Below are 24,290 nucleotides of genomic sequence, written 5' to 3'. Positions count from 1 at the left end.
TTTCAGCAGGAATCGCTATGATGAAGGTGGAATGCTCTTTTTTAGCAGGCAAGAGGCCTGAAGAGATAGGAGCTGAGATGTCCGTTCGCAGGACAGAAGGGAGGCCAAGCAGTGAAGCTCGGAGATATGGACCGGAAAATTTTGGAGCTGCTGATGCAGAATGGGCGCATGTCCTATGCAGACATCGGCAAGGAGCTCAATATGTCCCGCAATTCCGTTCGTGATCGCGTACAGCAAATGATGGAGAAGGGGATTATTGAAAAATTCAGTGTAGTCATCAATTCAGAGGCAGTCGGCCGCAATGTCTCCGCATTTTTTGAAGTGGATTGTGAACCGGCATACTTGGTCAAGGTGGCGGAAAAGCTGGCCAATAACCCGAATGTAGCCAGCTGTTATCAAATGACCGGTCCGAGCACCTTGCATATGCATGTGCTCGTAGAGGACTTCCCGTCGCTGGAATCCTTCATCAATAACGAATTATATGGCATCGAAGGCATCAGCCGTGTGGAAAGCCATATTCTGCTCCGCCGCTTTAAAAGCCGGACAGGACTTAAACTCTAAAAACCTCCTGCAGCCTCGCAGGGGGTTTTTATTTGTCAGAAAATATGTGATTTTCTAAAAATGGGGTTTTCTTTTTGGAATTTATGGGATATAATCATCACTAAATCAATAGTGCGAATGTTATAAAAAATCACTGAAAAGCATGACAATCGCATGTTGATTTCAAATTGTATCAGCTTTTGTAATGGATTATTCTTTATAGGGGCTGCAAACATAAGCTGAGGGGGGAATCAATTGGTTGCTTTGATTGTAAGGCGCATTCTGCAGCTGCTGCTGCTGCTTGTGGGCATTTCCTTCATCGTTTTCATGAGCATGCATATTGCGCCGGGTGATCCCGCGAGCATGATTGCGGGGCCGACAGCGACAAAAGAAGAAATTGCCAATATTGAAGCAAAGCTCGGATTGGACAAGCCGGTGCTGGAGCAATATGCTTCCTACATGAACGGCATCATCCATGGAAACTTCGGTTACTCGTTCCAGACGAAGCAGCCGGTTGAAGAGGCAATTGCCTCGAGGTTTCCGAATACTTTGACTTTGGCGATTGCGAGTATTATAATCGCGATCCTGATTGGGGTAAGCGCGGGAATTATCTCCGCCATGAAACAGAACACCTGGCTGGATGGGGCTGCAACAGTTGCATCGCTTGCGGGAATTTCTGTTCCAAATTTCTGGCTGGGCGCCATCTTGATTCTTGTTTTCGCTGTTAACCTGCAATGGTTTCCGGTAGGCGGTCTGACCGCTCCGCCATGGACGCTGGAAGGGCTGCAGCAGATTGCGCTGCCGGCCATCACGCTTGGCACGGGCTCAGCTGCCATGATTGCCAGAATGAGCCGTTCCTCCATGCTGGAGGTCATCCGTGCGGATTATGTACGGACAGCAAGAGCGAAGGGGCTGAAGGAGCGTACGGTGATTCTGGTCCACTCTCTTCGCAATGCCCTCATTCCGGTTGTCACTGTTATCGGCATGAACTTCGGGCTATTGCTCGGAGGCGCCATCATTACGGAGCAGGTGTTTGCCATTAATGGAGTCGGCCGTCTTGTTGTCGAAGCCATTGCGGCACGTGATTTTCCAATGGTACAGGGAGTCGTGCTCTTAATCGCGGCACTGTTTGTCATCATTAACCTGCTGGTGGATATTGTCTACATCTTTATCGATCCGCGTATCAGCTACGATTAAGAAAGGAGGAACCCAATATGGATGCACAAGTGGTGAAGGCAACGCCATCGCAGCCGCTTGCGAAAAAGAAGCGGGAATTTGCGGTGTGGAAGCGCTTTGCGAAGAACAAGGTTGCGCTTGTTGGTCTGGCCATTATCATCGTGCAGGTGCTGCTGGCTGTATTTGCGCCATTGCTTGTCCAGCACAGCCCGGTCAAGCAGAACCTGAATCTATCAGAGCTGCCGATCGGATCACCTGATCATATTTTGGGAACAGACAACTTTGGCCGCGACCTGTGGAGCCGCATTGTATACGGCTCACGTATTTCCCTTTTTGTCGGGCTCGGAGCCGTAACGCTCGGCCTGCTGGGCGGGGTAACACTTGGTCTGCTGGCCGGCTACTATCGCCGCCTTGACGGCATTATCATGCGTTTTGTCGACCTGCTGTTCGCCTTTCCCGGCATTTTGCTGGCGATGCTCATCATCGCCATTCTTGGCACAAGCCTTGTCAACGTGGTCATCGCAATCAGCATTTGGTCCATCCCGTCCTGTGCCCGCATTGTGCGGGGGAATGTTCTCTCCATTAAAAAGCGGGAGTACATTTTGGCGATGAAATCCGTTGGGGCCAGCGATACACGCATCATTTTCCGCCATGTACTGCCGAACTGCATGGATTCTATTATCGTTTTTGCAACGATGCGTATGGCAACTGCGATTCTTTCTACCTCTTCGCTCAGCTTTCTTGGTCTTGGCGCCCAGCCGCCGACGCCGGAGTGGGGGGCCATGATTGCTGCAGGCCGCGAATTCATGTGGACGTCACCGCATCTCATTATTGTTCCGGGTATTGCCATCATGCTTGTCGTGTTTGCCTTCAACGTCGTTGGAGATGCCTTGCGCGACGCGCTTGATCCAAATATGAATCTAGAAAAATAACAGGGGGAATTTCAGTGGGTAAAAGGTCATTTACGGTATTGGCATCAATGTTTGTATCTGCTTCTCTCGTTTTAACAGGCTGCGGCGGCAGCAAAACAGCGTCCACCGGGGGCTCGGGCGCTCCTGCAAAAAATAAAGCGCAGGAAATTACATATGCGATGACATCCAAGGTTGTCGGCATGTCGCCAACGCTGACGAACGACTCTGTTTCATCCAATGTAATCAATCAAGTATACGAAACGCTGTTCCAGCGTGATGCAAAGACAATGGAGCTGAAGCCGCTGCTGGCAGAATCCTATGAAAATCCGGATGAAAACACCTGGGTCATCAAGCTGAAGAAGAACGTCAAATTCCAGGATGGCACGCCATTCAACGCCGAGGCCGTCAAATATACCTTCGATAAGCTGAAGGATCCAAAGACAGCCGCACCGCGCGCTTCCCTGCTGAAGCCAGTTTCCTCCATTGAAGTGAAGGATGAGTATACAGTCGTGCTAAAAACAGCAAAGCCGTATGGTGCCATGATTGCCGCTTTGGCTCATACAAATGCTTCCATCATCAGCCCGACAGCTGACAAGAAGCAGGACTTGATGACAAATCCTGTTGGTACAGGCCCGTTCAAGTTTGTGAAGAAGGAAAATGGCGATGACATCGTTCTCGAAAAGAACAAGGATTACTGGAGAGACGCAGCCAAGCTGGACAAAGTGACATTCAAGGTTGTGCCGGATGCCAACACAGCTGTTTCCATGCTGCAGACAGGCCAGGTACAGTTCATTGACGGCCTTTCCTCCGACACGCTGCCGCGCATCGAGAAGGTAAAAACGATTGAAACGATGAAGAAGAAGGGTACACCTGTGTACTACGTCGTCTTCAATACAACAAAGGAGCCAATGAGCAACCTGAAGTTCCGCGAGGCAGTATCGTATGCGATTGACACAGAAAGCTACATCAAAAAGCTGAATGGACTCGGCTATGCTTCCAAAGGCTTCATGGGCCCTGAGCTGTTTGGCTATGACAAGTCCATTGAAGAAAAGGGCATCAAGTATGACGCTGCGAAGGCAAAGGAATTGGTGAAGGAAGGAAACTTCGGCGGCAAAGAAATCAAGCTGTTGGCAGCCAATACATCTGCTTACATGAAAATGGCAGAGGCTGTGCAGGCACAGTTCGCTGAAGCTGGCTTGAACGTAAAGATTGAAACAATCGAATGGGGCGCTTACCTCGACAAGACGAAAAAGGGCGAGTTTGAAATGGCGCTGTCCGCTTGGTCCAACGTAACAGGCGACGGCAGTGAGTTGTTCTATCCGCGCTTGCATTCTGACAGTGTAGGATCTACAAATCTTGGACAATACAAAAATGCTGAGATGGATAAGCTGATCACAGAGTCCCGCACAACTGTCAAGCCGGAGGAGCGCAAAGAGAAGCTGAAGGCAGTCAATGAATTGGCGGCAAAGGAACTTCCTGTGTTCCCAATCTATCACGGTGTCGTAAGTGCAGCATATGACCAATCCGTCACTGGCATTGAAATGGACGCAACAGGCCAGTGGACACTATACAAAGCATACAGAAAGTAGGGATTCCATGTCCGTTCTGCAAGTACAAGATCTTGTGACGAACTTCAAAACGGCAAAAGGAACCGTAACCGCAGTGCAGCACGTCTCGTTCTCTCTTGAGAGAGGCGAGACGCTCTGCATCGTCGGGGAATCCGGCTGCGGCAAAAGCATCACGGCCCTTTCCATCATGGGGCTGTTGGCGCAAAACGCCCAAATTCCAAACGGTTCTGTGCTATTTAACGGAACAGACCTGCTCAAGCTGAGCGCTGATGATATGCGGAAAATCCGCGGTAATGAAATCTCCATGATTTTTCAGGAGCCGATGACAGCACTGAATCCCGTATTTACGGTCGGGTTTCAGCTGCGCGAGCCGCTCATGCTCCACCAGCGCCTGTCGAAGCGGGAAGCGCATGAGAAGGGAATTGAACTGCTGAAGAAGGTCGGGATTCCGGCGGCGGAAAAGCGGATGAATCAATATCCGCATGAGCTGAGCGGCGGGATGCGGCAGCGTGTCATGATTGCCATGGCTCTTGCCTGCAACCCAAAGCTGCTGATTGCGGATGAACCGACAACAGCCCTGGACGTAACAATTCAAGCGCAAATTTTGGACCTGCTGAATGATTTGAAGCAGGAATTCGATACAAGCATCATTATGATTACACACGACATGGGTGTGGTGGCCGAGATTGCGGACCGTGTGATTGTCATGTACGCGGGGCAGATCATCGAGCAGGGAACGACAGAAGAAATTTTCACAAACCCGCAGCATCCATATACGAAGGGACTGCTGGCTTCCGTTCCGAATGTGGATGATGAAGAGTTTGAACTGAAGCCAATTCCGGGGTCGCTGCCAAACCTGCATGAGAAGATAACCGGCTGCAAATTCCGTCCGCGCTGTACCTATGCGGTCGAGGCCTGCAAGGTGAACGAACCGCCAGTCTACGAGCAATCCCAATCACATACTGTCAAATGCTGGCTGCAGGAGGTGTAGCATGTCCGAAGCACAAGTATTGTACCGTTTGGAAAATGTTAAGAAATACTATCCGATCAAGGGCGGTCTGCTGAAGCATACCATCGGCAGCGTAAAAGCGGTCGATGGTGTGACCCTGGAGATTTATGAAGGGGAAACACTCGGGGTAGTAGGAGAATCCGGCTGCGGAAAATCCACCTTTGGCCGGACAATTCTGGGGCTGGAGGAGCTGACGGAAGGCGAAATGACCTTCCGCGGAAAAGAGATGAGTTCCCTGTCTTCCCAAGATGCAAAAGCCTTAAAGAAGGAAATGCAGATGATCTTCCAGGACCCGTACGCTTCCTTGAATCCGAAGCAGCGCATCGGCCACGCGATTGAAGAGCCGCTGCTGATCCATACGCAGATGTCAGCGAAGGAGCGGCGCGAAGAAGCAATCCGTTTGCTGCAGGAGGTCGGGCTGAAGGAAGAGCATTATGACCGTTTTCCGCATGAGTTCAGCGGCGGGCAGCGCCAACGGATCGGGATTGCCCGCGCGTTGGCCATTAAGCCGTCCTTTATTGTCTGCGATGAGCCGGTTTCTGCTCTCGACGTATCCATTCAAGCACAGGTCATTAAGCTGCTTCAGGACCTGCAGAGCAAGCACAATCTCACCTATCTGTTTGTTTCACATGATTTAGGAGTTGTCCGGCATTTGTGCGACCGGGTGCTTGTGATGTACTTGGGCCAAGCGGTGGAGCTGGCGCCTGTGCAGGAGCTGTACAAAAAGCCGATGCATCCATACACAGAGGCATTGCTGTCGGCCATTCCACGTCCGGTTGTCGGAAAAGCGCGCCCGCGCGTGAAGCTGACAGGCGATATTCCAAGCGCAACAAATCCGCCATCCGGCTGCCCGTTTCATACGCGCTGTCCGATCGCGTCGGAGAAATGCCGGCAGGAGCGTCCGGAGTGGCGTGAGGTGGACGCAGGCCATTTTGTTGCCTGTCACGAAAGATGAAGAGAATGACAGGAGAAGCTGCCTGTCATTCTTGCTTTATACAAGATAAGAAAGTGTGGTTTAGGCGGAACGTGTCCGCTTTTTGTAAGCCGCTGAGGAAGGGAAGGAAGAAGGATGACGCTGCAATTTGATTCACTATATGCACCATACACATCACAGCGAAACGTGGTATATGCGAAAAACGGAATGGTGGCGACTTCGCAGCCGCTGGCCGCTCAGGCAGGGCTGGATATTTTGAAAAAAGGCGGGAATGCCATTGATGCCGCAATCGCGACAGCCGCCTGCCTGACAGTGGTGGAGCCGACGTCCAATGGAATTGGCGGCGATGCCTTTGCGCTCGTTTGGACGAAAGGCGAGCTGCATGGCCTGAATGCCAGCGGCCCGGCGCCAAAGGGCATTTCCATTGCCGGAGTCAAGGATGCGGGCCATGAGCAAATGCCAAAGTTCGGCTGGACACCTGTTACAGTCCCAGGAGCGCCGGCTGCGTGGGCGGAGCTGTCCAGACGCTTCGGCCGCCTGCCGCTGATTGAGGTGCTGCAGCCGGCAATTGACTATGCCGCAAACGGCTATCCGATTTCACCAACGCTTGGGAAGTTTTGGAAGCGGGCGCATGACATTTTCCGGCAGGTGCTGGACGGGGAAGAGTTCACCGCTTGGTTTGAGACCTTTGCGCCAAAGGGAAGAGCGCCTGAGGTTGGGGAAATCTGGTCTTCGCTTGATCATGCCGATACACTGGAAGAAGTTGGCCGTACCAATGGAGAAAGCTTCTATCGCGGTGCACTGGCCGATAAAATGGCCGCTGCTTCAGCGGCGCAGGGCGGCTACCTGACGAAGGAGGATTTGGCGGCATTCCAGCCGGAGTGGGTACAGCCGATCAAGGTGTCCTACCGCGGCTATGATGTGTGGGAAATTCCGCCGAACGGACAGGGTATTGTGGCTTTGATGGCATTGAATATTTTAAAAGGCTTTGAGTTTGCAAGCAAGGAAACAACGGACACCTACCATAAGCAGATTGAAGCGATGAAGCTGGCGTTCGCCTGCGGCAAGGAGTACGTCACAGACCCGCAGCATATGTCCGTAACGGCAGAAGAGCTGTTAAGCGATGCGTACGGCCAGGATCGCCGGGAAGCGGTCGGGGCAACAGCCTGCACGCCGGCTCCGGGCAAGCCGCCAAGAGGCGGTACGGTGTACCTTGCGACGGCGGACGGGGAAGGAAATATGGTTTCCTTCATCCAAAGCAACTATATGGGCTTCGGCTCCGGTGTTGTCGTGCCGGGTACAGGCATTGCGCTGCAAAACCGCGGCCACGATTTCAGCCTGAATCCGGAGCACCCGAATGCGCTGGCAGGCGGAAAGAAAACCTATCACACGATTATTCCGGGCTTCCTGACAAAGGACGGCGAGGCAGTCGGGCCATTCGGCGTCATGGGCGGCTATATGCAGCCGCAGGGACATGTGCAGGTTGTCATGAACACCATTGATTTTCATTTGAATCCGCAGGCGGCACTCGATGCGCCGCGCTGGCAGTGGCTTGAAGGCAAGCGCGTGGAGGTGGAAACCGGTTTTCCGATGCACATTGCCCAGGAGCTGGTACAGAAGGGGCATCAAATTGAAGTGGCGCTGGAATCGGGGAAATTCGGCCGCGGCCAAATCATTTGGCGCAACCCTGAAACAGGCGTCTTAATGGGCGGAACCGAATCCCGGACAGACGGCGCCATTGCCAGCTGGTAAGCGCCGATGAAGCAAGCAGACATTTTTGTGGCTTTTTTTCGCAGCGGTATTCTGGGCTATGGCGGCGGACCCTCCATCATCCCGCTCGTCCATAAGGAAGTCGTTGACCGGTTCCAATGGATGACCTCAGAGGAATTCGGTGATGTGCTGGCAATCGGCAATACGCTGCCGGGCCCCATCAACACGAAGATGGCGGGCTACATCGGCTATCGTGTCGGCGGCATATTGGGCATGCTGAACGCGATCCTTGCCACTGTCCTGCCGACCATTATTATGATGATCATCTTGCTGACGACCCTGACAGCCTTTAAGGATTTGAAATGGGTGCAGGGCATGACGAAGGCCATCGTACCTGTGGTGGGTGTCATGCTGGCGGTGCTGACGTGGCAATTTCTGCAGGGGGCATTGTCCGGCTTGAAATGGCCGCTTACCTCCTTTCATGTCCTGGCAGGCCTGGGGCTTATTCAGTTCTTGCATGTGCATCCCGGCATTGTCATCATTGCACTGCTGCTGTTTGCGTTAGTGAAACCGGGCAAGCGGACCTTGCCGAAAAATAAAGGGAAGGGGATGCCCGCATGATCTACTGGCACATTTTCTGGGCATTCTTCAGCACCAATATGCTCGGCTACGGCGGCGGGCCAGCGACCATTCCGTTGATCCAAAATGAAGTGGTGAACCGGTACGGCTGGCTGACCCTGCAGCAGTTCAATGAAGTGCTGGCAATGGGCAATGCCTTGCCGGGCCCGATTGCCACGAAAATGGCCGGCTATATTGGATATATGCAGGGAGGCATACTCGGCTCATTCCTGGCTGTGTTTGCCACTGTTGCCCCGTCGCTCATTCTCATGATTGCGCTGATGGGACTGCTGTATAAGTTCCGCAACTCGCCGCGGGTGAAACGGATGACCTTGTATGTCAAGCCGACGATTGCGGTCCTGCTCGGCCTGATGGCCTATCAGGCCTTTCATGATTCCTACCTGAAGATCGGCATGCTGCAAATGCTGTTTCTGGCGGTCGGCAGCTACGTGCTCATGGAGCGGATGAAGGTGCATCCGGCCCTTGTTGTGGCAGTCACACTTCTATACGGCGCCATCAATTTTTAACAGCAGAAGCTCCAGAACCGGAGCTTCTGTTTTTTTGTGAAACAAGAAGCCGCAGCCATCAGCGGCTGCGGCGGTGCATTATGGAAGAGGGCTATGCTCCCAAGCTTTGAGCAGCCTGTTGTGAGTTCACCTTCACCTTCGGGGAGCGCTGTCTCGTCTCCAGACGCTTTGCTAGAAGGGACAGCGTATAGTTGACAGCAAAGTACATCACGGCTGTAAGTAGGAAGATTGGGATAATATAGTTTACATTTTGTCCATTCACAATTTGTGCGTTATGTGTTAATTCCGGCAATGCAATAATTACGGCAAGAGACGTGTCCTTTAAAAGGGAAATGAACTGGCTGACAATCGGCGGCACCATACGGCGAAGCGCCTGCGGCAAAATGACGTGCTGCATGGTTTGCACATAGGTGAGACCTGACGAGCGCGCCGCCTCGATTTGCCCCCGCTCAATGGAAAGCAAGCCGCTTCGGACAATCTCAGAGAGCATGGCTGCTTCAAAGATAGTGAGAGCAGCAATGGCTGCCCACTTGATTTCCAGCTTGATGCCTATCTCGGGAAGGGCGAAGTAGGTGAAGAAAATAATGAGAAGAAGCGGCAGATTTCGAATGATCTCTACAAGAACTGCTAACGCAGCGGATACAACCGGAATTTTGGCATACCGGAGAATGCCGACAATGCTGCCAATCGCAAAGCTGAGCAGAATGGAGATGAATGCAACCTCCAGTGTAACAAGAAACCCGTCTAACAGGAACTGAAAGTTCCCCCATGTGTAAGCGCCTTTAAAATCCATCACACTGCCTCCTTAGTGGCTTCTGGCAAGCCGCCGTTCTACATATCCGACACCAAGACTCAGCGGAACGGTGAGGAGTAGGTAAAACAACGCCACGAAAATATATACGTCAAAGGTAACAAAGGTTTTCGATGCAATTAAATCACCAAAGTACATTAAGTCGGTTCCGGCTACGACCGCAAGGATGGATGAGTTTTTGACAAGATTGATAAATTGGTTGCCAAGCGGCGGAATGACAATTTTAATAGCCTGGGGCAAAATGACATGATACATCGCCTGGCTGTAGGTTAACCCTGATGAACGCGCTGCTTCGAGCTGTCCTTTTGGCACAGATAAGATGCCGGCGCGGATGGCCTCGGCAATAAAGGCTGCTGTATAGATGGACAGGCCGATGGTTCCAGCAGCGAAGCCGCTCAGACGTATATTGAAAACAGGCAGGCCAATAAAGAAAATGAAGGTGATCAGAATAAGAGGGATGTTTCGAATAAATTCAACGTAAGCAGCGCCAAGCCAATTGAACACCCGAATCGGGGCAATGCGCATAACAGCAATCAGCGTTCCAAGCACGAAGCTGGCAGCTAATGCAATGAGGCTGGCAATGACAGTATTTTGAAACCCCTCGAGATAGGAGTCCATGTTTTCAAACAAGATTGAGAAATCCGGCATAGCCGTCGCTCCTTTCTGTGTATAAAAGCAAACAGGATGAGAAGCTCATCCTGTTTGCCCCCATATTATTCCTTTGGCTTTTCACCAGTCCACTTTTCGTAAATCTTTGCATACTCCCCGTTGTCCTTCAGCTTCTTTAAGGTCTCATTAACTGCCTTCTGCAGGTCTGCTTCACCCTTCTTCACTGCAATGCCGTACGGCTCATCTGTGAAAATATCACCGGCAATGATGTAATTCGGATCCTGCTTTTGCATCCCGTATAAGATGGCGTTGTCAGTTGTTAACGCGTCTCCTTGCCCTGCTTTCAGAGCAGTGAATGCTTCACTGTAATTTTCAAACTCAAGGACAGTTGCCTTCGGTGCTTTCGCCCGGATGTTTTGAGAGGACGTGGAGCCCTTAACTGCCAGCACCTTTGTCCCTGCTTTGATATCTTCCACGCCTTTGATGCTGCTTCCCTTTTTCACCAGAAGAGCCTGTCCTGCTTTGAAGTATATGTCGGAGAAATCGACCTCCTTCTTACGCTCCTCTGTAATCGTCATCGTCGCAACAATCATGTCGATATCGCCATTTTTCAGCATGGGAATACGAGTCTTCGATGTTACTTCCTTGAGCTCAATTTTTGATTCATCGCCGAGAATATCCTTTGCGATTTTCTTGGCAATGTCCACGTCGAAGCCTTCCACCTTGCCGGATTTTGGATCCTTCAAGCCGAACTGGTTTGTATCGTACTTGACCCCGACAACGAGCTTGTCGCGCTTTTTAATGGCTTCCAGTGCAGTTGCTGCCGTTGTATTTGTCTCTTTTGCTGTTTCCTTTGCGCTGCCGCAGCCGACAAGACCGACAAACAGGCAGGAAAGAATGGCCCCTGTAAATAACTTTTTCAGCTTCATAAGCTCCCCCTTACAACATTAATGATTTAAAACACGGCTGAGAAATTGGCGCGCGCGCTCTTCACGCGGATTGGCAAAGAAGTCAGCCGGTACAGCCTCCTCAAGAATGCGTCCTTCATCAACAAACAGAATCCGGTCCGCTACCTCACGGGCAAAGCCCATCTCGTGTGTCACAACAACCATTGTCATTCCTTCCTTCGCCAGGGCCTTCATCACATCGAGCACTTCCCCGATCATTTCAGGGTCAAGAGCGGATGTCGGCTCATCAAACAGCATGATTTGCGGCTTCATCGCAAGACCGCGTGCGATGGCGACACGCTGCTGCTGCCCGCCTGAGAGCTGGGACGGGAAGGAGTTTGCCTTGTCAGCAATGCCCACCTTGTCCAAATAGAACAGGGCGGTTTGCACAGCTTCTTCCTTCGGTACGCCAAGCGCCTTAATGGGAGCCAACGTGATGTTTTCCAGCACTGTTTTATGCGGATATAAATTGAAGTGCTGAAATACCATCCCGATTTTGCGGCGCAGTTCATTGATGTTCGTGCTTTTGTCATTCACCTTTACATCATTTACAAGCAGTTCGCCTTCGGAAATCGCCTCGAGATAATTCATGCAGCGGAGCAAGGTGCTTTTACCGGAGCCGGAGGGACCGATAATCACAACAACCTCTCCCTTGCTGATATGTAGATTAATATTCTTTAAGACATGGAAACTGCCGTAATACTTGTTCACATCCTTAAACGTAATCAGAGAACTCCCTCCTTATGCAGAAGCCGTTCGGTTTAATTGGTATTTATATCCAGTTAAATTATATAATTGAATGAATATACAAGTCAATATAATATTACATATTTACCAAATAAAGTTAATTTTAAGTTTAATAAATAGATTGGATAGAGCATATAGCCTGCAGCTCAAAAGGCTTTACAAAGTCCCCGCGGAGAAAAAGCCACAGCCATCAGCGGCTGCGGCGGTTCATCAATTTCTCCAATGACTCTACCAACACATACATCAGCGTGGCAAACACGCAGGTCAGCAGCACGCTCATCAGCACGAGGTTGAAGTTGAACACCTGAAAGCCATAGCTGATGAGGTATCCCAATCCTTGCTTGGAAACAAGGAGTTCCCCAAAAATCACCCCAACCCAGGCGAGGCCGACATTCACCTTCAGCGTGGAGATAATAATTGGGAAGGAGGACGGCAGGACAACCTCCTGAAAGCTCTGCCGCTTGCTTGCACCAAAGGTCTGCAGCACCTTGAGATAGTTGGCATCCACTTCACGGAAGGCGGAATAGATGACCAAAATGGTGATGATGACGGAAATGATAACTCCCATGGCAATGGCGGAGGAGACATTGGGACCAAAGATGACGATGACAATTGGGCCGAGGGCGACCTTCGGCATCGCATTCAGCACGACGAGATACGGGTCCAGTACACGGGACAGGAAGGGAATCCACCAGAGAATGGCGGCTGCAAGTGTGCCAAGCAGCGTGCCAAGCAGGAAGCCGGCCAATGTTTCCAAGACAGTGGCCCACATATGCGCATACAGGGAGCCGTCAGCCAGCTTTTCGAGGAACAGCTTCCAGATGGCAGAGGGAGAGCTGAACAGCAGCGGGTCAATCCACTCCAGGTGGCTGGCAAGCTCCCAAAGGGAGAAGAAGGCAGCCAGGAGCAGCACCTGCAGAAGGACCACGAAGCGCTTTGTCCGGGCTTCTCTCTTGCGGTACACACGGTGAAGCAGTGATAAATCCAGCACTTTATCCTTCAAGGCTCTCCAGCTCCTTCCAGATGGTTTGAAACAGCTTCGGGAACTCCGGGTGCTGCCGGGCATGAAAGGGCGAGAGAGCCCGGATTTCTGCCGGCACCAGAAATGTCCTGGCAATCCGTCCCGGCTTGGCGCGGAGCAGGAAAATGCGGTCGCTCATGGCAATGGCTTCTTCAATATCATGCGTCACCAGAATGGAGGTTTTGCCGTACTGCTTCAGGAGCGTGCAGACCAGCTCCTCCAGCTTGATTTTCGTTTGATAATCCAACGCCGAAAATGGCTCATCGAGCAGCAGCATTTTCGGATTCACGGCCAGTGTGCGTACAAGGGCAGCCCGCTGCCGCATGCCGCCTGACAGCTCAGACGGATACAGCTGTTCGACGCCGGCAAGGCCGACCTGCTTCAGGAGAGAAAGAGCACGGGCCTTTGTTTCGGCATTCAGCGTACCTGTGATGCGCAGACCGGTGACAATGTTTTCTTTAATTGTTTTCCATGGGAACAGGTAGTCCTGCTGCAGCATATAGCCGATTGAGGAAGTCGGCTTTGTGATGCGCTCGCCGTCAATTGTAACCCGCCCCTCCAAGGGCTGGAGCAGGCCGGCGATGGCCGAGAGCAGCGTTGTTTTGCCGCAGCCGCTTGGGCCGAGAAAGGAGATAAATTCCCCTTCCTCCGCGTCCAGCGTAATGTCCGCCAGCACCAGACTTGCCTCATCGCGGTTGAAGAAGCAGTGGTACAGGTGCTCCACACTAAGAAAGCTCATTTACTTCCCAATCACTTTCTCCGCGATGGCCGTGTTCACCAGCACATCGTGGCCCACTTCTTTCGGAAGTTCCCCGGCTTCCTTCATGATGCTCTGCAGATTGTTCCACTCGTCTGTATCCAAAATCGGATTGGTCGCATAGGAGTTTTGTGTTTTATAGCGGTCAATCACCTTTTCCATAATGTCAGCCGGCGTGTCCTTGAAGTATGGCGTTACAGCAGCGGCAATCTCCTTGGCGCTGTGCGTATCCACCCACTGCTGCGCCTTGTAGATCGCACGCGTGAATTTCTCCGCTGTCGCGCTGTTCTTCTTCAGATAGCTTTCCTTGGCCATGAAGGAGGTGTACGGCACCTTGCCGGACTCCTTGCCGAAGGAGGCGACAATGTAGCCTTTGCCTTCTTTTTCGAAGATGCTGGCAGTCGGTTCAAAGAGCTGCACGAATTCTCCTGTTCCAGATGCAAAAGCATTGGCAATATTCGCAAACTCAACATTCTGAATCAACGTCAAATCCTTTTTCGGGTCAATGCCGTACTTCTTCAGCACATATTCCCCGGCCATTTGCGGCATGCCGCCTTTGCGTTGGCCCAAAAACACCTTGCCCTTCAGGTCGCTCCAGTTAAAGGAATCGAGCTTCTTGCGGGAGACGAGGAAGGTTCCGTCTGTCTGGGTCAGCTGGGCGAAATTGATGACAGGGTCCTTTGCGCCCTGGCTGTATACGTAAATCGTCGTCTCAGAGCCTACAAGAGCGATGTCGATGCCATTTGACAGCAGGGCTGTCATTGTCTTATCCCCGCCGGCTGTGGTCTGCAAATCCACATCCAGGCCTTCCTCCTTAAAGTAGCCGTTGGCAAGAGCCACATACAGCGGCGCATAGAAGAGGGAATGAGTCACTTCTCCGACACGCACCTTCTCCAGCGTCTTTTCCTTCCCGGTTGTCTCTTTCTTTGTACTGCAGGCGGCGAAGGTTACCAGGCTCAGCATACAAACAAGCAGCATGATGAACAGCTTTCGCACAAATGCACACCTCCTAAAAGTTCTACTACACTGTATGAAGGTGCCCAGGTTTGTGTGAATGCCCAGAGCAAATATGTTTGGATGTTGTTACATTCTGATTTTTGGATGGATGTAAATGAGGAGTTGGCATATGGTACAGGGGGAACGCAAATAAGCCCTCTGATACATGGATATCAGGAGGGCTCAGGCAGATGTAATACGCAGAAACAGCTTGCGGAGGAGATAACCGATGAGCAAGCCGGGGAGCAGGCTCGGCATCGGCAGCCAGACAGGCCCGAGCAGCACACCGAACAGCTTCAGGCGTGATGAATACATAAGCCCCACCGTAATGAAATAGGCGCCGAAGACAAAAGGAAAAAAAGCGTAGGGTGCTTTTGTCTGCGCGGCATCCCGATAGGCATCGTACATGGAAAACATATAGACGCACGGGTAAAACATAAGCCATTGGTAGTTGACAACACGGATAGCCTGCTCAATTTCTCCGAGGAAGCTGAGGCGGATCGCCGTATTGAAGTGCCCAAGCACATTTACAGTAAACTCTGCGAGCATGAAGAGAATGCCCTTTACAATTTTCCGGTTCAACAGTTGTCCGAATCCCGGAAAAGCAACACTCCAAAGAATGGCTTCCAGCGGCTTTGCGCGGTCCATAATGCAGTTCCTTTACTGCCACAAGGCAAAAACAAGGTGTACTGCTCTCATGGACAGAAATGGGGGTAAAGCGGTTGTCCTCTTGTTTGGGCGGGCAGATTGCATGCAGCGACCATACATGTGCAACACTCCTTTGTCATTTGTGTTAGGGATATTCTTATATAATATGTTTGGAATATAAGGGGCGGCAATTCCGTGAATGGCGGCTTTTGGGTTTTTGTCCGCCTGGGAATTTTCCTTGTATACCAACAGGATGGCAAAAAGCATCATGAATTATGCAGGATATGCAAAAAAGGAAGGACCCTTCGGGAGAAGAGCCCTTCCTGTTCATTATCCTTGCAGCGGTCCGCCAAGCTTTACTGTTTCTTCGGAAACGGCAGCAAATTTGGTGAAGTTCTGTTTGAATTGGCCGGCCAAATCCAGCGCCTTCGCACGGTAAGCTTCTTTGTCCGCCCATGTTCTTTCCGGCATCAGCACTTCATCCGGCACACCAGGGACATGAAGCGGAATTTCCAGTCCGAAAATTTCATCCTTCACTGTTTCCACGTTGTCCAGTTCACCATTCAGGGCAGCCTGCACCATTGCACGTGTGTGCGACAGGTTCATGCGGCGGCCGACTCCATACTCGCCGCCAGTCCAGCCTGTGTTCACCAGGAACACCTTCGCGTTGTGCGCGTCGATTTTTTCGCCTAGCATTTCCGCATAGCGGGAGGCATTCAGCGGCAGGAACGGTGAGCCGAAGCAAGTGGAGAAGGTCGCCTGCGGGCTTGTAATGCCGCGCTCTGTGCCTGCCAGCTTGCTTGTAAAGCCGCTCAGGAAATGGTACATCGCCTGTTCCTTGGTCAGACGGCTGATTGGAGGCAATACGCCAAACGCATCAGCTGTCAGGAAAATGATGGTATTCGGATGGCCGGCAACGCTCGGCAGCACGATATTATCAATGGCACTGATCGGGTAAGCGGCACGCGTATTTTCTGTCAGGCTTGTATTCTTGTAATCCGGCACTCTTGTATTCTCATCAAGCACAACGTTCTCCAGCACAGAGCCGAAGGTGATGGCATCGAAGATTTGCGGTTCCTTCTCGCGGGACAGGTCCACGCATTTTGCATAGCAGCCGCCTTCAATATTAAATACGCCATGGTCAGACCAGCCATGCTCGTCATCGCCGATCAGCTTGCGGTTCGGGTCCGCGGACAGGGTTGTTTTGCCCGTGCCGGACAGGCCGAAGAACAGGGCTACATCGCCTTCCTCGCCGACGTTCGCGGAGCAGTGCATGGACAGAATGCCTTGCTCTGGCAGCAGGTAGTTCATGATGGAGAAGATGGACTTCTTCATTTCACCGGCATACTCTGTGCCGCCGATCAGTACGATGCGTTTTTCAAAGGACACAATAATGAACGTTTCGGAATTTGTGCCGTCCAAAATCGGGTCTGCCTTAAAGGTCGGTGCAGATACGATGGTAAATGCAGCTTCATGTGTTTTCAGCTCCTCCGCGCTTGGGCGGATGAACAGCTGGTGCGCAAACAGATTATGCCAGGCAAATTCATTCACAACCTGGATCGGCAGGCGATACTTATGGTCTGCGCCTGCGAAGCCTTTAAATACGAAAATCTCTTCTTTTTCCTTTAAGTATTCCAAAACCTTTGTGTACAGGTTGTTGAAAACAGCCTCGGAAATTGGCTGGTTCACGCTGCCCCAGTCAATTTTGTCTGTAATAGAGGTCTCGTTGACAATAAATTTATCCTTAGGCGAACGTCCGGTATATTTGCCTGTTGAAACAGAAACAGCGCCTGTCGCCGTCAAATTGCCTTCTTGTCTCATTAATACCTTTTCCACGAGCTGCGGAACGCTGAGCTGCAGCTGCGCATTGCCGCCGGCCAATAGTTCATTTAACTCGATTTGGACATTCACAGTACTCATACTCGTTACCATCCTTTAATTAGATTTATGAAAGATTCTCCCAATCCCATAAAAAGTATAACATAATTATCTAAATAATGTATACTATTTCTTCGGAATTGTTTGTGCTCCTATACATACTATACAGTATTTTCTTCGACAAACTTCTATAAATGTTGATATCGCTTACAGTAGGATAAAGATTTGAATTCCTCATTTTCATCATGCCATAATGTGTCAGTCATTTTCTGTCGAAACGTGTGAATATTCGTTGACAAATTGGTTACGTTTCTATACTATATCTTTTGGACGGATACTCTCTTATCCCGAGCTGGCGGAGGGACAGGCCCGATGAAGCCCGGCAACCTGCACGAAAGTGAGAAGGTGCTAACCTGATGCAAGGCCGCAGAAGCCTTGAGCGATAAGAGTGAAAGGCAACATGCAAATTCAACCTTTCCCTCAGCGGGAAGGTTTTTTATTTTGAGATATGGGAATTGTAAGAATGTCGCCCAAACGTGGCATTACGAGAGATGAGTTCCGTACACGATAGATTAAGGGAGGTTTATTTAATGACAAAGAAGCGTCATCTGTTTACGTCCGAGTCCGTAACTGAAGGACATCCGGATAAAATTTGTGACCAAATTTCCGACTCCATCCTGGACGCAATCCTGGAGAAGGATCCAAACGCACGCGTAGCTTGCGAAACAACAGTAACAACAGGTTTAGTATTGGTAGCTGGTGAAATTACGACTTCTACATACGTAGATATCCCCAAGATCGTTCGTGAAACGGTTCGTGAAATCGGCTATACACGCGCGAAGTATGGCTTTGATGCAGAGACTTGCGCTGTATTGACATCCATCGATGAGCAGTCCGCTGACATCGCGATGGGCGTGGATAAGGCCCTGGAAGCGCGTGAAGGCTCCATGAGCGACGAAGAAATCGAAGCAATCGGCGCAGGCGACCAAGGTCTGATGTTCGGCTTTGCCTGCAACGAGACAAAAGAGCTTATGCCTCTGCCGATCTCTCTGGCACATAAGCTGTCCCGCCGCCTGACAGAAGTGCGCAAGGATGACACACTGCCATACCTGCGTCCGGACGGCAAGACACAAGTAACAGTTGAGTACGATGAAAACGGCAAGCCGGTCCGCATCGATACAATCGTTATTTCTACACAGCACCACCCTGAAATTTCCCATGAGCAAATCGAGCGCAACATCAAGGAGTATGTGATTAAGCCTGTTGTGCCGGCTGAGCTGGTGGATGCAGATACAAAATACTTCATCAACCCGACTGGCCGCTTCGTAATCGGCGGACCACAAGGTGACGCGGGTCTGACAGGCCGCAAGATCATCGTTGACACATATGGCGGCTATGCTCGTCACGGCGGCGGTGCATTCTCCGGTAAAGATCCTACAAAGGTGGACCGTTCTGCGGCATATGCAGCCCGTTACGTTGCGAAAAACATCGTGGCAGCAGGCTTGGCTGACAAAGCGGAAGTACAGCTGGCATACGCAATCGGCGTAGCACAGCCTGTATCCATCTCTGTTGACACATTCGGCACTGGCAAGGTATCTGAAGAGGTACTGGTTGACCTGGTACGCAGCAACTTCGACCTGCGTCCTGCCGGCATCATCAAGATGCTTGACCTGCGCCGTCCAATCTACAAGCAGACAGCTGCTTACGGCCACTTCGGCCGCAACGAGCTGGACTTGACTTGGGAGCGTACAGACAAGGCAGAAGGACTGCGCCAGCAGGCTGGCCTGTAATCAGAAAGGAAGACCCATGCAGCCGCATGGGTTTTCTCTTGCAAAAAAAACCAGAATGAGACTGTTCTCATTCTGGTTTTTTTATTTATTCATAGCGCAGGGCATCAATCGGATTGAGCTTCGCCGCTTTTTGGGCCGGATAGACGCCGAAGATGACGCCGACCAGGATCGAGGTCCCGAAGGAATAGAGAATGGGAGCCATCGTGATGGATACAGCGAGCGATGCAAACTTCTCCAGCAGCAGCGACAGGGAGATGCCAAGACCAATGCCGATCAAGCCGCCCAGCACGCTCAGTGTAATGGATTCAATCAGGAATTGCTGCAGGATGGCGCGTCTGGTGGCACCGACGGCTTTGCGGATTCCGATTTCCCGCGTCCGCTCTGTAACAGACACGAGCATGATATTCATGATGCCGATGCCGCCGACCACGAGCGAGATGGCGGCGATGCCTGAGAGCAGGGCGGTCATGATGGAGGTGATGCCCTGTGCCGTGCTCAAAATTTGTGTTTGCGAGTTCACCTGAAAATCGTCATCCTGATTCGGCTTCAGGTGATGCTGCGAGCGCATGGTCATTTCAATTTCAGCCTGCGCCTGTGTCATGGCATCCGCTGATTTGGCTGACACATACACGGTGCGGATATTTTTTTGACTCAGCAGCCGGTTCATTGCCGTTGTGACGGGGATGATAATCCGGTCATCCTGATTCGTCATGCCTTGGCTGCCCTGCGCCTGCAGCACGCCGACAATCTTCATCGGCATATCATTCACTTGCAGGGTCTGTCCGATGGGATTGGCATTGGCATCTCCAAAGAGGGAACGGACCACCTCAGGGCCGATGACCGCCACATTAGCTTGTCCCTTCACTTCAAACTTGGTGAAGAATCTGCCGGACCGCACAGAGAAGCTGCGCACCTCCGGATAGGATTCGGAGGCTCCTTCAATGGTGGTGGCGTAGCTTTGGTTATGCCATACGACGGTGCCCTGCCGGCTGGTGAGCGGTGTGACACCGGCGATGGAGGGTTGCCCTGCCAGCGCATCCGCATCCTCCATCGTAAGTGTATTTAAAGAACCTGCCCCCATCTGCACGTTTCCTTGCCGGGCTTGTCCAGAGGTGACGATGAGCAGATTGCTGCCGAGACCGTTAATTTGCGACGCTACGTTGGCAGACGCCCCTTGACCGATGGAAACCATGGAGATGACCGCAGAGACCCCGATGATGATGCCGAGCATGGTCAGGATGGAACGCATCAGGTTCGTGCGGAGGCTGGACAGCGACATTTTCACGCTTTCCCAAAATTTCATCGTACAGCCTCCTTCTCCAGGCTGGCGATGCGCCGTCCGAGAACGGGTTCGTCACTGACAATTTGGCCGTCGCGGAAGCGGATGATGCGCTTTGCGTATTCAGCGATTTCCTGTTCGTGTGTGACAATCAGCACGGTTTTCCCCGCATCATTCAGCTCTTGAAAAATATGCATGATTTCCAGGCTCGTCCGTGAATCCAAGGCTCCTGTCGGTTCATCCGCCAAAAGAATGACGGGGTCATTGATCAGTGCCCGGGCAATGGAGACACGCTGCTGCTGTCCCCCGGACAGCTCGCTCGGTTTGTTATACAGCCGCTCGCCGAGCCCGACGCTCTGCAGGGCCCGGATGGCCCGCTCCCGCCGTTCCTTTACCGGGATGTTGGAATAGATCATAGGCAGCTCCACATTTTCCAGCGCGCTTTGCCGCGGCAGCAGGTGAAAGTTTTGGAACACAAAGCCGATTTTCAGATTGCGGACAAGAGCAAGTCCGTCATCCGAAGCCTCGGAAACCGGCAGGCCCTCGAGCAGATAGTCTCCCGATGAGGGCTGGTCGAGACAGCCGATCATATTCATCATCGTGGACTTGCCGGAGCCGGAGGGCCCCATGATTGCGGCAAACTCTCCTTTGTTCACAGTCACGTTCACGCCGCGGAGCGCATAGATGTACTGATCGCCGAGCTGATACGTTTTGGTGATGTCTCTCAGCTGTATGACCGGCTTCATATTATTGTCCTCCTCTGCTTTGGCGGTTTGTGCCGCCGAAGCCGCTGCCGCCGAAGCCGCTGCCGCCGAAGCCGCCGAGGCTGCTGCGCTGCCCGTTCTGGCTGTTCTGCTGCGTGTTGAAGATGATGGCTACACGGTCGCCTTCTGCGAGGCCGGATGTGATTTCCACCTTGTCCGTGCTGTAGAAGCCGACTTCAACACTCTTAAAGCGAACACCGCTTGGCAGGCTGCGGCTGCCAGTGCCGCTGTTGTTGCTGCTGCGGGTGGCGCTGCTGTTCGTGCTGGCCGTCCCTTCCACAAGAACTCCGCTTTTTCCATTGAAATCACGAAGTGCCGCTGTCGGTATGTACAAGACGTTTGTATGCTTGCCGATTTCCACAGTTACGTTCGTTGTCATGCCCGGCTTCAATTCATGCCCGCTGTTATCCACTGTCAGCAGTACATTATAGGTGGTGACGCCGGACTGGGTTGTAGCGGCCGGAGAGATTGTGTCCACCTGTCCTGTAAAGGTTTTGTTGTCATAAGCACTCGTGTTGATGGCAGCTGTCATTCCCTTTTGCAGCTTGCCGATGTCGCTCTGGCTCACTTGGGCAGACACCTGGATTTGGGCTGCATCGGAGTTGTCGAGCACCAGGACAGGATTGTTGTTTGCCGGAGTCTCGCCCACATTTCCATTTACCGTGACCACAAGCCCATCCATCGGAGCCTTAATCGTAAGCGCATCCAAATCTGACTGGCTTTGCTGGAGCTGCGCCTTGGCTTGCTCCAAGTCAGCCTGGGCGGATTGAAGGTCTGCCTGGCTGGCCGGTGTTCGCAGCTGCTGCAGCTTCAGCTGGGCCAAATCATAGTCCTGCTGCGCCTGCTTCACGGCTGTGTCCGCCTGCTTTACGTCCTGGTCGGTCGCTTTACCGGCTGTATACTGCGCGTTTACTTGATCATATTTATCTTTGGCGCTTGCCAGTGCAAGCTGCGCCTTGTTGATGCTGATTTGCTGCATCCCCACATCCGGCGCAGCCGGGCCGGCTTTCAGCTTATCCAGGCGGGATTGGGCGGAAGCAACGGCTGCCTGGGCGCTTGTCACCTTTACCTTTGCACTGCTGTTATCCAGCACGGCCAGCGCCTGGCCTGCCTGTACGTGGTCTCCCACCTTCACATTCACGGCTGTCAGTTTGACATTGTTGCTGGCGGCATTGAGAGAAACCTGCTTGCCGGCTTGGACGGTGCCTGACGCAGATACCGTCTCGGCTACATCGCCGCGCTTTACCTTCATGTACTGCACCTGCTGCGAGGTGCTTGGCGCGCTGGTGCGGAATAACGTAAAGTAAACAACTGCGCCAATGATGATTGCAGCCGCCAGCAGCCACCACATCCATTTGCGGCTGCGCCTTGGCTTGAGAAGCACATCTTGATTTAAGGCCAGTTCTGACATATAAATCCCCCTTTTTCTGTAGATTGGAATATATTATAGTCGATGTGTGTGTCCACCATGTGTAGTTTTATCGGAAAAATATGAAAATCAGGATAATAAATTGATAGAAAGAGTCAAGTTCTGTCCGATCGTCTGATCAAGCCCGCCATAGACCGGCTTGATCAGGCGATGCCGTCACATTTGAGAAAAATGCTGCGGCAAAGCAGCAAATTCGGAAATGCTCCCTCTTGTTTCCATGAAATCACCTGTATCATAATGAAGAGGGGGGAGAGAAAGATGAAAGTTGGCTTAATGCGGCATTTTCGTGTGTGCCATGAGACGCTGGGCAAACGGTCCGTGGCACAGGATGAATTATTTCAATGGATTGCGGCCTATGATGCAGCTGCAGTGGAAATGAATTGGCCGGCTGGTTCCATGAATTGGCAGCAATGCTTTACCAGTGATATGCCGCGTGCGCTGGCAACAGCGGAAGCCTTTTGCCAGGGGGAAATCATCGCAACCGGCCTGCTGCGGGAGATTCCGGTGTACCCATTGTTCCGGCAAAACAGGAGGCTGCCCGGCTGGCTGTGGCTGCCCTTGCTGCGGTTGGCCTGGCTCTTCGGCCACCCGTCGCAGAGAGAAGGAAAGCAGGAAGTGGAGAGCCGGCTGGAGCTTGTGCTGGAAAGTATTGTGCAAAGCGGGGAGGATACGCTGATTGTCAGCCACGGGGCTCTGATGGTTGTCATGCAGAGGCTGCTGCGAAAGCGCGGCTTTCATGGACCGAAGCTCCGCCGCCCGGGAAACGGCGAACTGTACATATTTGAACGAAAAGGGGATGTTACATATGCTGGGCGAACTAAGAGAAGAACTGCTGCAAATTCGGGACAATGAGTATACGGTGCCGGCGGATACAGATGCCTATCCGTATGCACAGCTGCTGCTGGAATGTCTGGGCTCGGCAGATGCAGAGCTGCGGGATAAGCTCGCCTATACCACCTTGGCAAAGTGGATTTTGCGGGGCGAATTCCGCCATAAGGAGCTGCGCGGGCTGCTGCTGCAGGCGCTGAGCCCGAACGGTTTGTTTTTTCAAATCGGGGAGGCCGGCACAGATTCTGTATTTAAGCGGGCTTTTTCTGTACTGGTTGTGCCGCTCGCTTTACGTGTGCATGAGCGGGATCCGTTCCTGTCAGAGGAGCAGCTGGAAAGCACAGCCGAGCAGGTTATAGAGTACATATATCTGGAGCAGGATGTGCGCGGCTATGTGCCGGGGAAAGGCTGGGCGCACAGTGTGGCGCATACAGCGGATGCGCTGGCGGCTTTGGCGCGTACGCTGCCGGACGGCAGTCTCATGCCGGCCATGCTGGATGCAATTCTGTACGCGGTGAGCCGGGATGATCTGATCTATGCGCATGGCGAGGATGAACGTCTCGCTTCGGCTGTTTTGGCCCTGCGCCAGGCAGACGCGCTGGCGGATGACCAGTGGAAGGCTTGGCTGCTGGAGTTTGCGGTGCTGGAAACAGATTGGTTTCCGGAGCGGGATTACATCATTCTCAATCGAAAACTGCTTCTGCGCAGCCTGTACTTCCGGGCAGACGAAGGGTTTGCGGCTCTTTGTCTGGATGGTTTGCAGGCCTTACAGCAATTGGAGCATGGATAAGCA

Annotated in this window: 24 protein-coding genes and 1 riboswitch; of the genes, 12 read left to right on the top strand and 12 right to left on the bottom strand. The window is 52.2% G+C overall.

Annotated elements, in window-relative coordinates:
• The first annotated feature begins 111 nt into the window (after nt 1-111).
• The 9 genes from NK662_RS03330 (at nt 112) to NK662_RS03290 (ending at nt 8,993) form a co-directional block, all read left to right on the top strand.
• A complete protein-coding gene (locus tag NK662_RS03330) occupies nt 112-561 on the top strand; it encodes an Lrp/AsnC family transcriptional regulator (protein ID WP_254757323.1) in 450 nt (149 codons plus the stop codon).
• Nucleotides 562-795: 234 nt separating this feature from the next.
• A complete protein-coding gene (locus NK662_RS03325) occupies nt 796-1,737 on the top strand; it encodes an ABC transporter permease (protein ID WP_254757321.1) in 942 nt (313 codons plus the stop codon).
• A 17-nt stretch (nt 1,738-1,754) separates the two neighbouring features.
• Nucleotides 1,755-2,648 (top strand): ABC transporter permease, encoded by an 894-nt coding sequence (locus NK662_RS03320; RefSeq protein WP_254757319.1) that lies wholly within the window; start codon nt 1,755-1,757, stop codon nt 2,646-2,648.
• Nucleotides 2,649-2,662: 14 nt separating this feature from the next.
• Nucleotides 2,663-4,216: an ABC transporter substrate-binding protein gene (locus tag NK662_RS03315; RefSeq protein ID WP_254757318.1), complete on the top strand. Its 1,554-nt coding sequence runs from the start codon at nt 2,663-2,665 to the stop codon at nt 4,214-4,216.
• Between the two features lie 7 nt (nt 4,217-4,223).
• Nucleotides 4,224-5,186, top strand: a complete 963-nt coding sequence (locus tag NK662_RS03310) for an ABC transporter ATP-binding protein (RefSeq protein ID WP_254757317.1) — start codon at nt 4,224-4,226, stop codon at nt 5,184-5,186.
• A gap of 1 nt (nt 5,187) precedes the next feature.
• Complete coding sequence (locus tag NK662_RS03305; RefSeq protein ID WP_254757315.1) at nt 5,188-6,159, top strand: ABC transporter ATP-binding protein; 972 nt, start codon at nt 5,188-5,190, stop codon at nt 6,157-6,159.
• 114 nt (nt 6,160-6,273) lie between these two features.
• Complete coding sequence (locus NK662_RS03300; protein WP_254757313.1) at nt 6,274-7,890, top strand: gamma-glutamyltransferase family protein; 1,617 nt, start codon at nt 6,274-6,276, stop codon at nt 7,888-7,890.
• A gap of 6 nt (nt 7,891-7,896) precedes the next feature.
• Nucleotides 7,897-8,469, top strand: coding sequence for a chromate transporter (locus NK662_RS03295; protein WP_254757311.1), 573 nt, complete (start codon nt 7,897-7,899; stop codon nt 8,467-8,469).
• Nucleotides 8,466-8,993: a chromate transporter gene (locus NK662_RS03290; protein WP_254757309.1), complete on the top strand. Its 528-nt coding sequence runs from the start codon at nt 8,466-8,468 to the stop codon at nt 8,991-8,993. The genes NK662_RS03295 and NK662_RS03290 overlap by 4 nt, the downstream gene beginning before the upstream one ends.
• 91 nt (nt 8,994-9,084) lie before the next feature.
• Here NK662_RS03290 and NK662_RS03285 read toward each other — a convergent pair whose 3' ends face one another.
• The 9 genes from NK662_RS03285 to pckA form a co-directional block, all read right to left on the bottom strand.
• A complete protein-coding gene (locus NK662_RS03285; RefSeq protein ID WP_254757307.1) occupies nt 9,085-9,786 on the bottom strand; it encodes an amino acid ABC transporter permease in 702 nt (233 codons plus the stop codon).
• 12 nt (nt 9,787-9,798) lie between these two features.
• A complete protein-coding gene (locus NK662_RS03280) occupies nt 9,799-10,452 on the bottom strand; it encodes an amino acid ABC transporter permease (RefSeq protein ID WP_254757305.1) in 654 nt (217 codons plus the stop codon).
• Nucleotides 10,453-10,517: 65 nt separating this feature from the next.
• Nucleotides 10,518-11,342, bottom strand: coding sequence for a transporter substrate-binding domain-containing protein (locus tag NK662_RS03275; RefSeq protein WP_254757303.1), 825 nt, complete (start codon nt 11,340-11,342; stop codon nt 10,518-10,520).
• 18 nt (nt 11,343-11,360) lie between these two features.
• Nucleotides 11,361-12,089 carry an amino acid ABC transporter ATP-binding protein gene (locus NK662_RS03270; protein ID WP_254757453.1) on the bottom strand — a complete coding sequence of 243 codons (729 nt, stop codon included), beginning with the start codon at nt 12,087-12,089 and terminating at the stop codon, nt 11,361-11,363.
• 208 nt (nt 12,090-12,297) lie between these two features.
• Nucleotides 12,298-13,026, bottom strand: a complete 729-nt coding sequence (locus NK662_RS03265) for an ABC transporter permease (protein WP_279663470.1) — start codon at nt 13,024-13,026, stop codon at nt 12,298-12,300.
• Nucleotides 13,027-13,099: 73 nt separating this feature from the next.
• On the bottom strand, nt 13,100-13,867 hold the full coding sequence (locus NK662_RS03260) for an ABC transporter ATP-binding protein (protein ID WP_254757301.1): 768 nt from the start codon (nt 13,865-13,867) through the stop codon (nt 13,100-13,102).
• A complete protein-coding gene (locus NK662_RS03255) occupies nt 13,868-14,863 on the bottom strand; it encodes an ABC transporter substrate-binding protein (protein ID WP_254757449.1) in 996 nt (331 codons plus the stop codon).
• A gap of 201 nt (nt 14,864-15,064) precedes the next feature.
• Nucleotides 15,065-15,529 carry a hypothetical protein gene (locus NK662_RS03250; RefSeq protein WP_254757299.1) on the bottom strand — a complete coding sequence of 155 codons (465 nt, stop codon included), beginning with the start codon at nt 15,527-15,529 and terminating at the stop codon, nt 15,065-15,067.
• Nucleotides 15,530-15,859: 330 nt separating this feature from the next.
• Nucleotides 15,860-17,449, bottom strand: a complete 1,590-nt coding sequence (gene pckA / locus NK662_RS03245; RefSeq protein WP_254757295.1) for a phosphoenolpyruvate carboxykinase (ATP) — start codon at nt 17,447-17,449, stop codon at nt 15,860-15,862.
• Nucleotides 17,450-17,746: 297 nt separating this feature from the next.
• Nucleotides 17,747-17,856: riboswitch (SAM riboswitch) on the top strand.
• Nucleotides 17,857-17,997: 141 nt separating this feature from the next.
• Between pckA and metK the strand changes: the two genes are divergently transcribed.
• Complete coding sequence (gene metK, locus NK662_RS03240) at nt 17,998-19,197, top strand: methionine adenosyltransferase (protein WP_254757293.1); 1,200 nt, start codon at nt 17,998-18,000, stop codon at nt 19,195-19,197.
• An 85-nt stretch (nt 19,198-19,282) separates the two neighbouring features.
• Here the strand turns inward: metK and NK662_RS03235 are convergent, their stop codons facing one another.
• Genes NK662_RS03235 through NK662_RS03225 form a run of 3 tightly spaced genes read right to left on the bottom strand, consistent with a single transcriptional unit; the run spans nt 19,283 to nt 22,651 of the window.
• Nucleotides 19,283-20,500 carry an ABC transporter permease gene (locus NK662_RS03235; protein WP_254757291.1) on the bottom strand — a complete coding sequence of 406 codons (1,218 nt, stop codon included), beginning with the start codon at nt 20,498-20,500 and terminating at the stop codon, nt 19,283-19,285.
• Complete coding sequence (locus NK662_RS03230; RefSeq protein WP_254757289.1) at nt 20,497-21,222, bottom strand: ABC transporter ATP-binding protein; 726 nt, start codon at nt 21,220-21,222, stop codon at nt 20,497-20,499. The genes NK662_RS03235 and NK662_RS03230 overlap by 4 nt, the downstream gene beginning before the upstream one ends.
• A 1-nt stretch (nt 21,223) precedes the next feature.
• Complete coding sequence (locus NK662_RS03225) at nt 21,224-22,651, bottom strand: efflux RND transporter periplasmic adaptor subunit (RefSeq protein WP_254757287.1); 1,428 nt, start codon at nt 22,649-22,651, stop codon at nt 21,224-21,226.
• A 276-nt stretch (nt 22,652-22,927) separates the two neighbouring features.
• On the opposite strand from NK662_RS03225, the gene NK662_RS03220 reads away from it, so the two are divergent.
• Complete coding sequence (locus tag NK662_RS03220) at nt 22,928-23,521, top strand: histidine phosphatase family protein (protein ID WP_254757285.1); 594 nt, start codon at nt 22,928-22,930, stop codon at nt 23,519-23,521.
• On the top strand, nt 23,475-24,287 hold the full coding sequence (locus NK662_RS03215; RefSeq protein ID WP_254757283.1) for a DUF2785 domain-containing protein: 813 nt from the start codon (nt 23,475-23,477) through the stop codon (nt 24,285-24,287). The genes NK662_RS03220 and NK662_RS03215 overlap by 47 nt, the downstream gene beginning before the upstream one ends.
• The last annotated feature ends 3 nt before the right edge of the window (nt 24,288-24,290 follow it).

The sequence above is a fragment of the Ectobacillus ponti genome (genome assembly GCF_024294785.1).
Lineage (GTDB): Bacteria > Bacillota > Bacilli > Bacillales > Bacillaceae_G > Ectobacillus > Ectobacillus ponti.
Note: the sequence above shows the minus strand (reverse complement) of the source record. Positions and strands in the feature narration are given on the sequence as shown.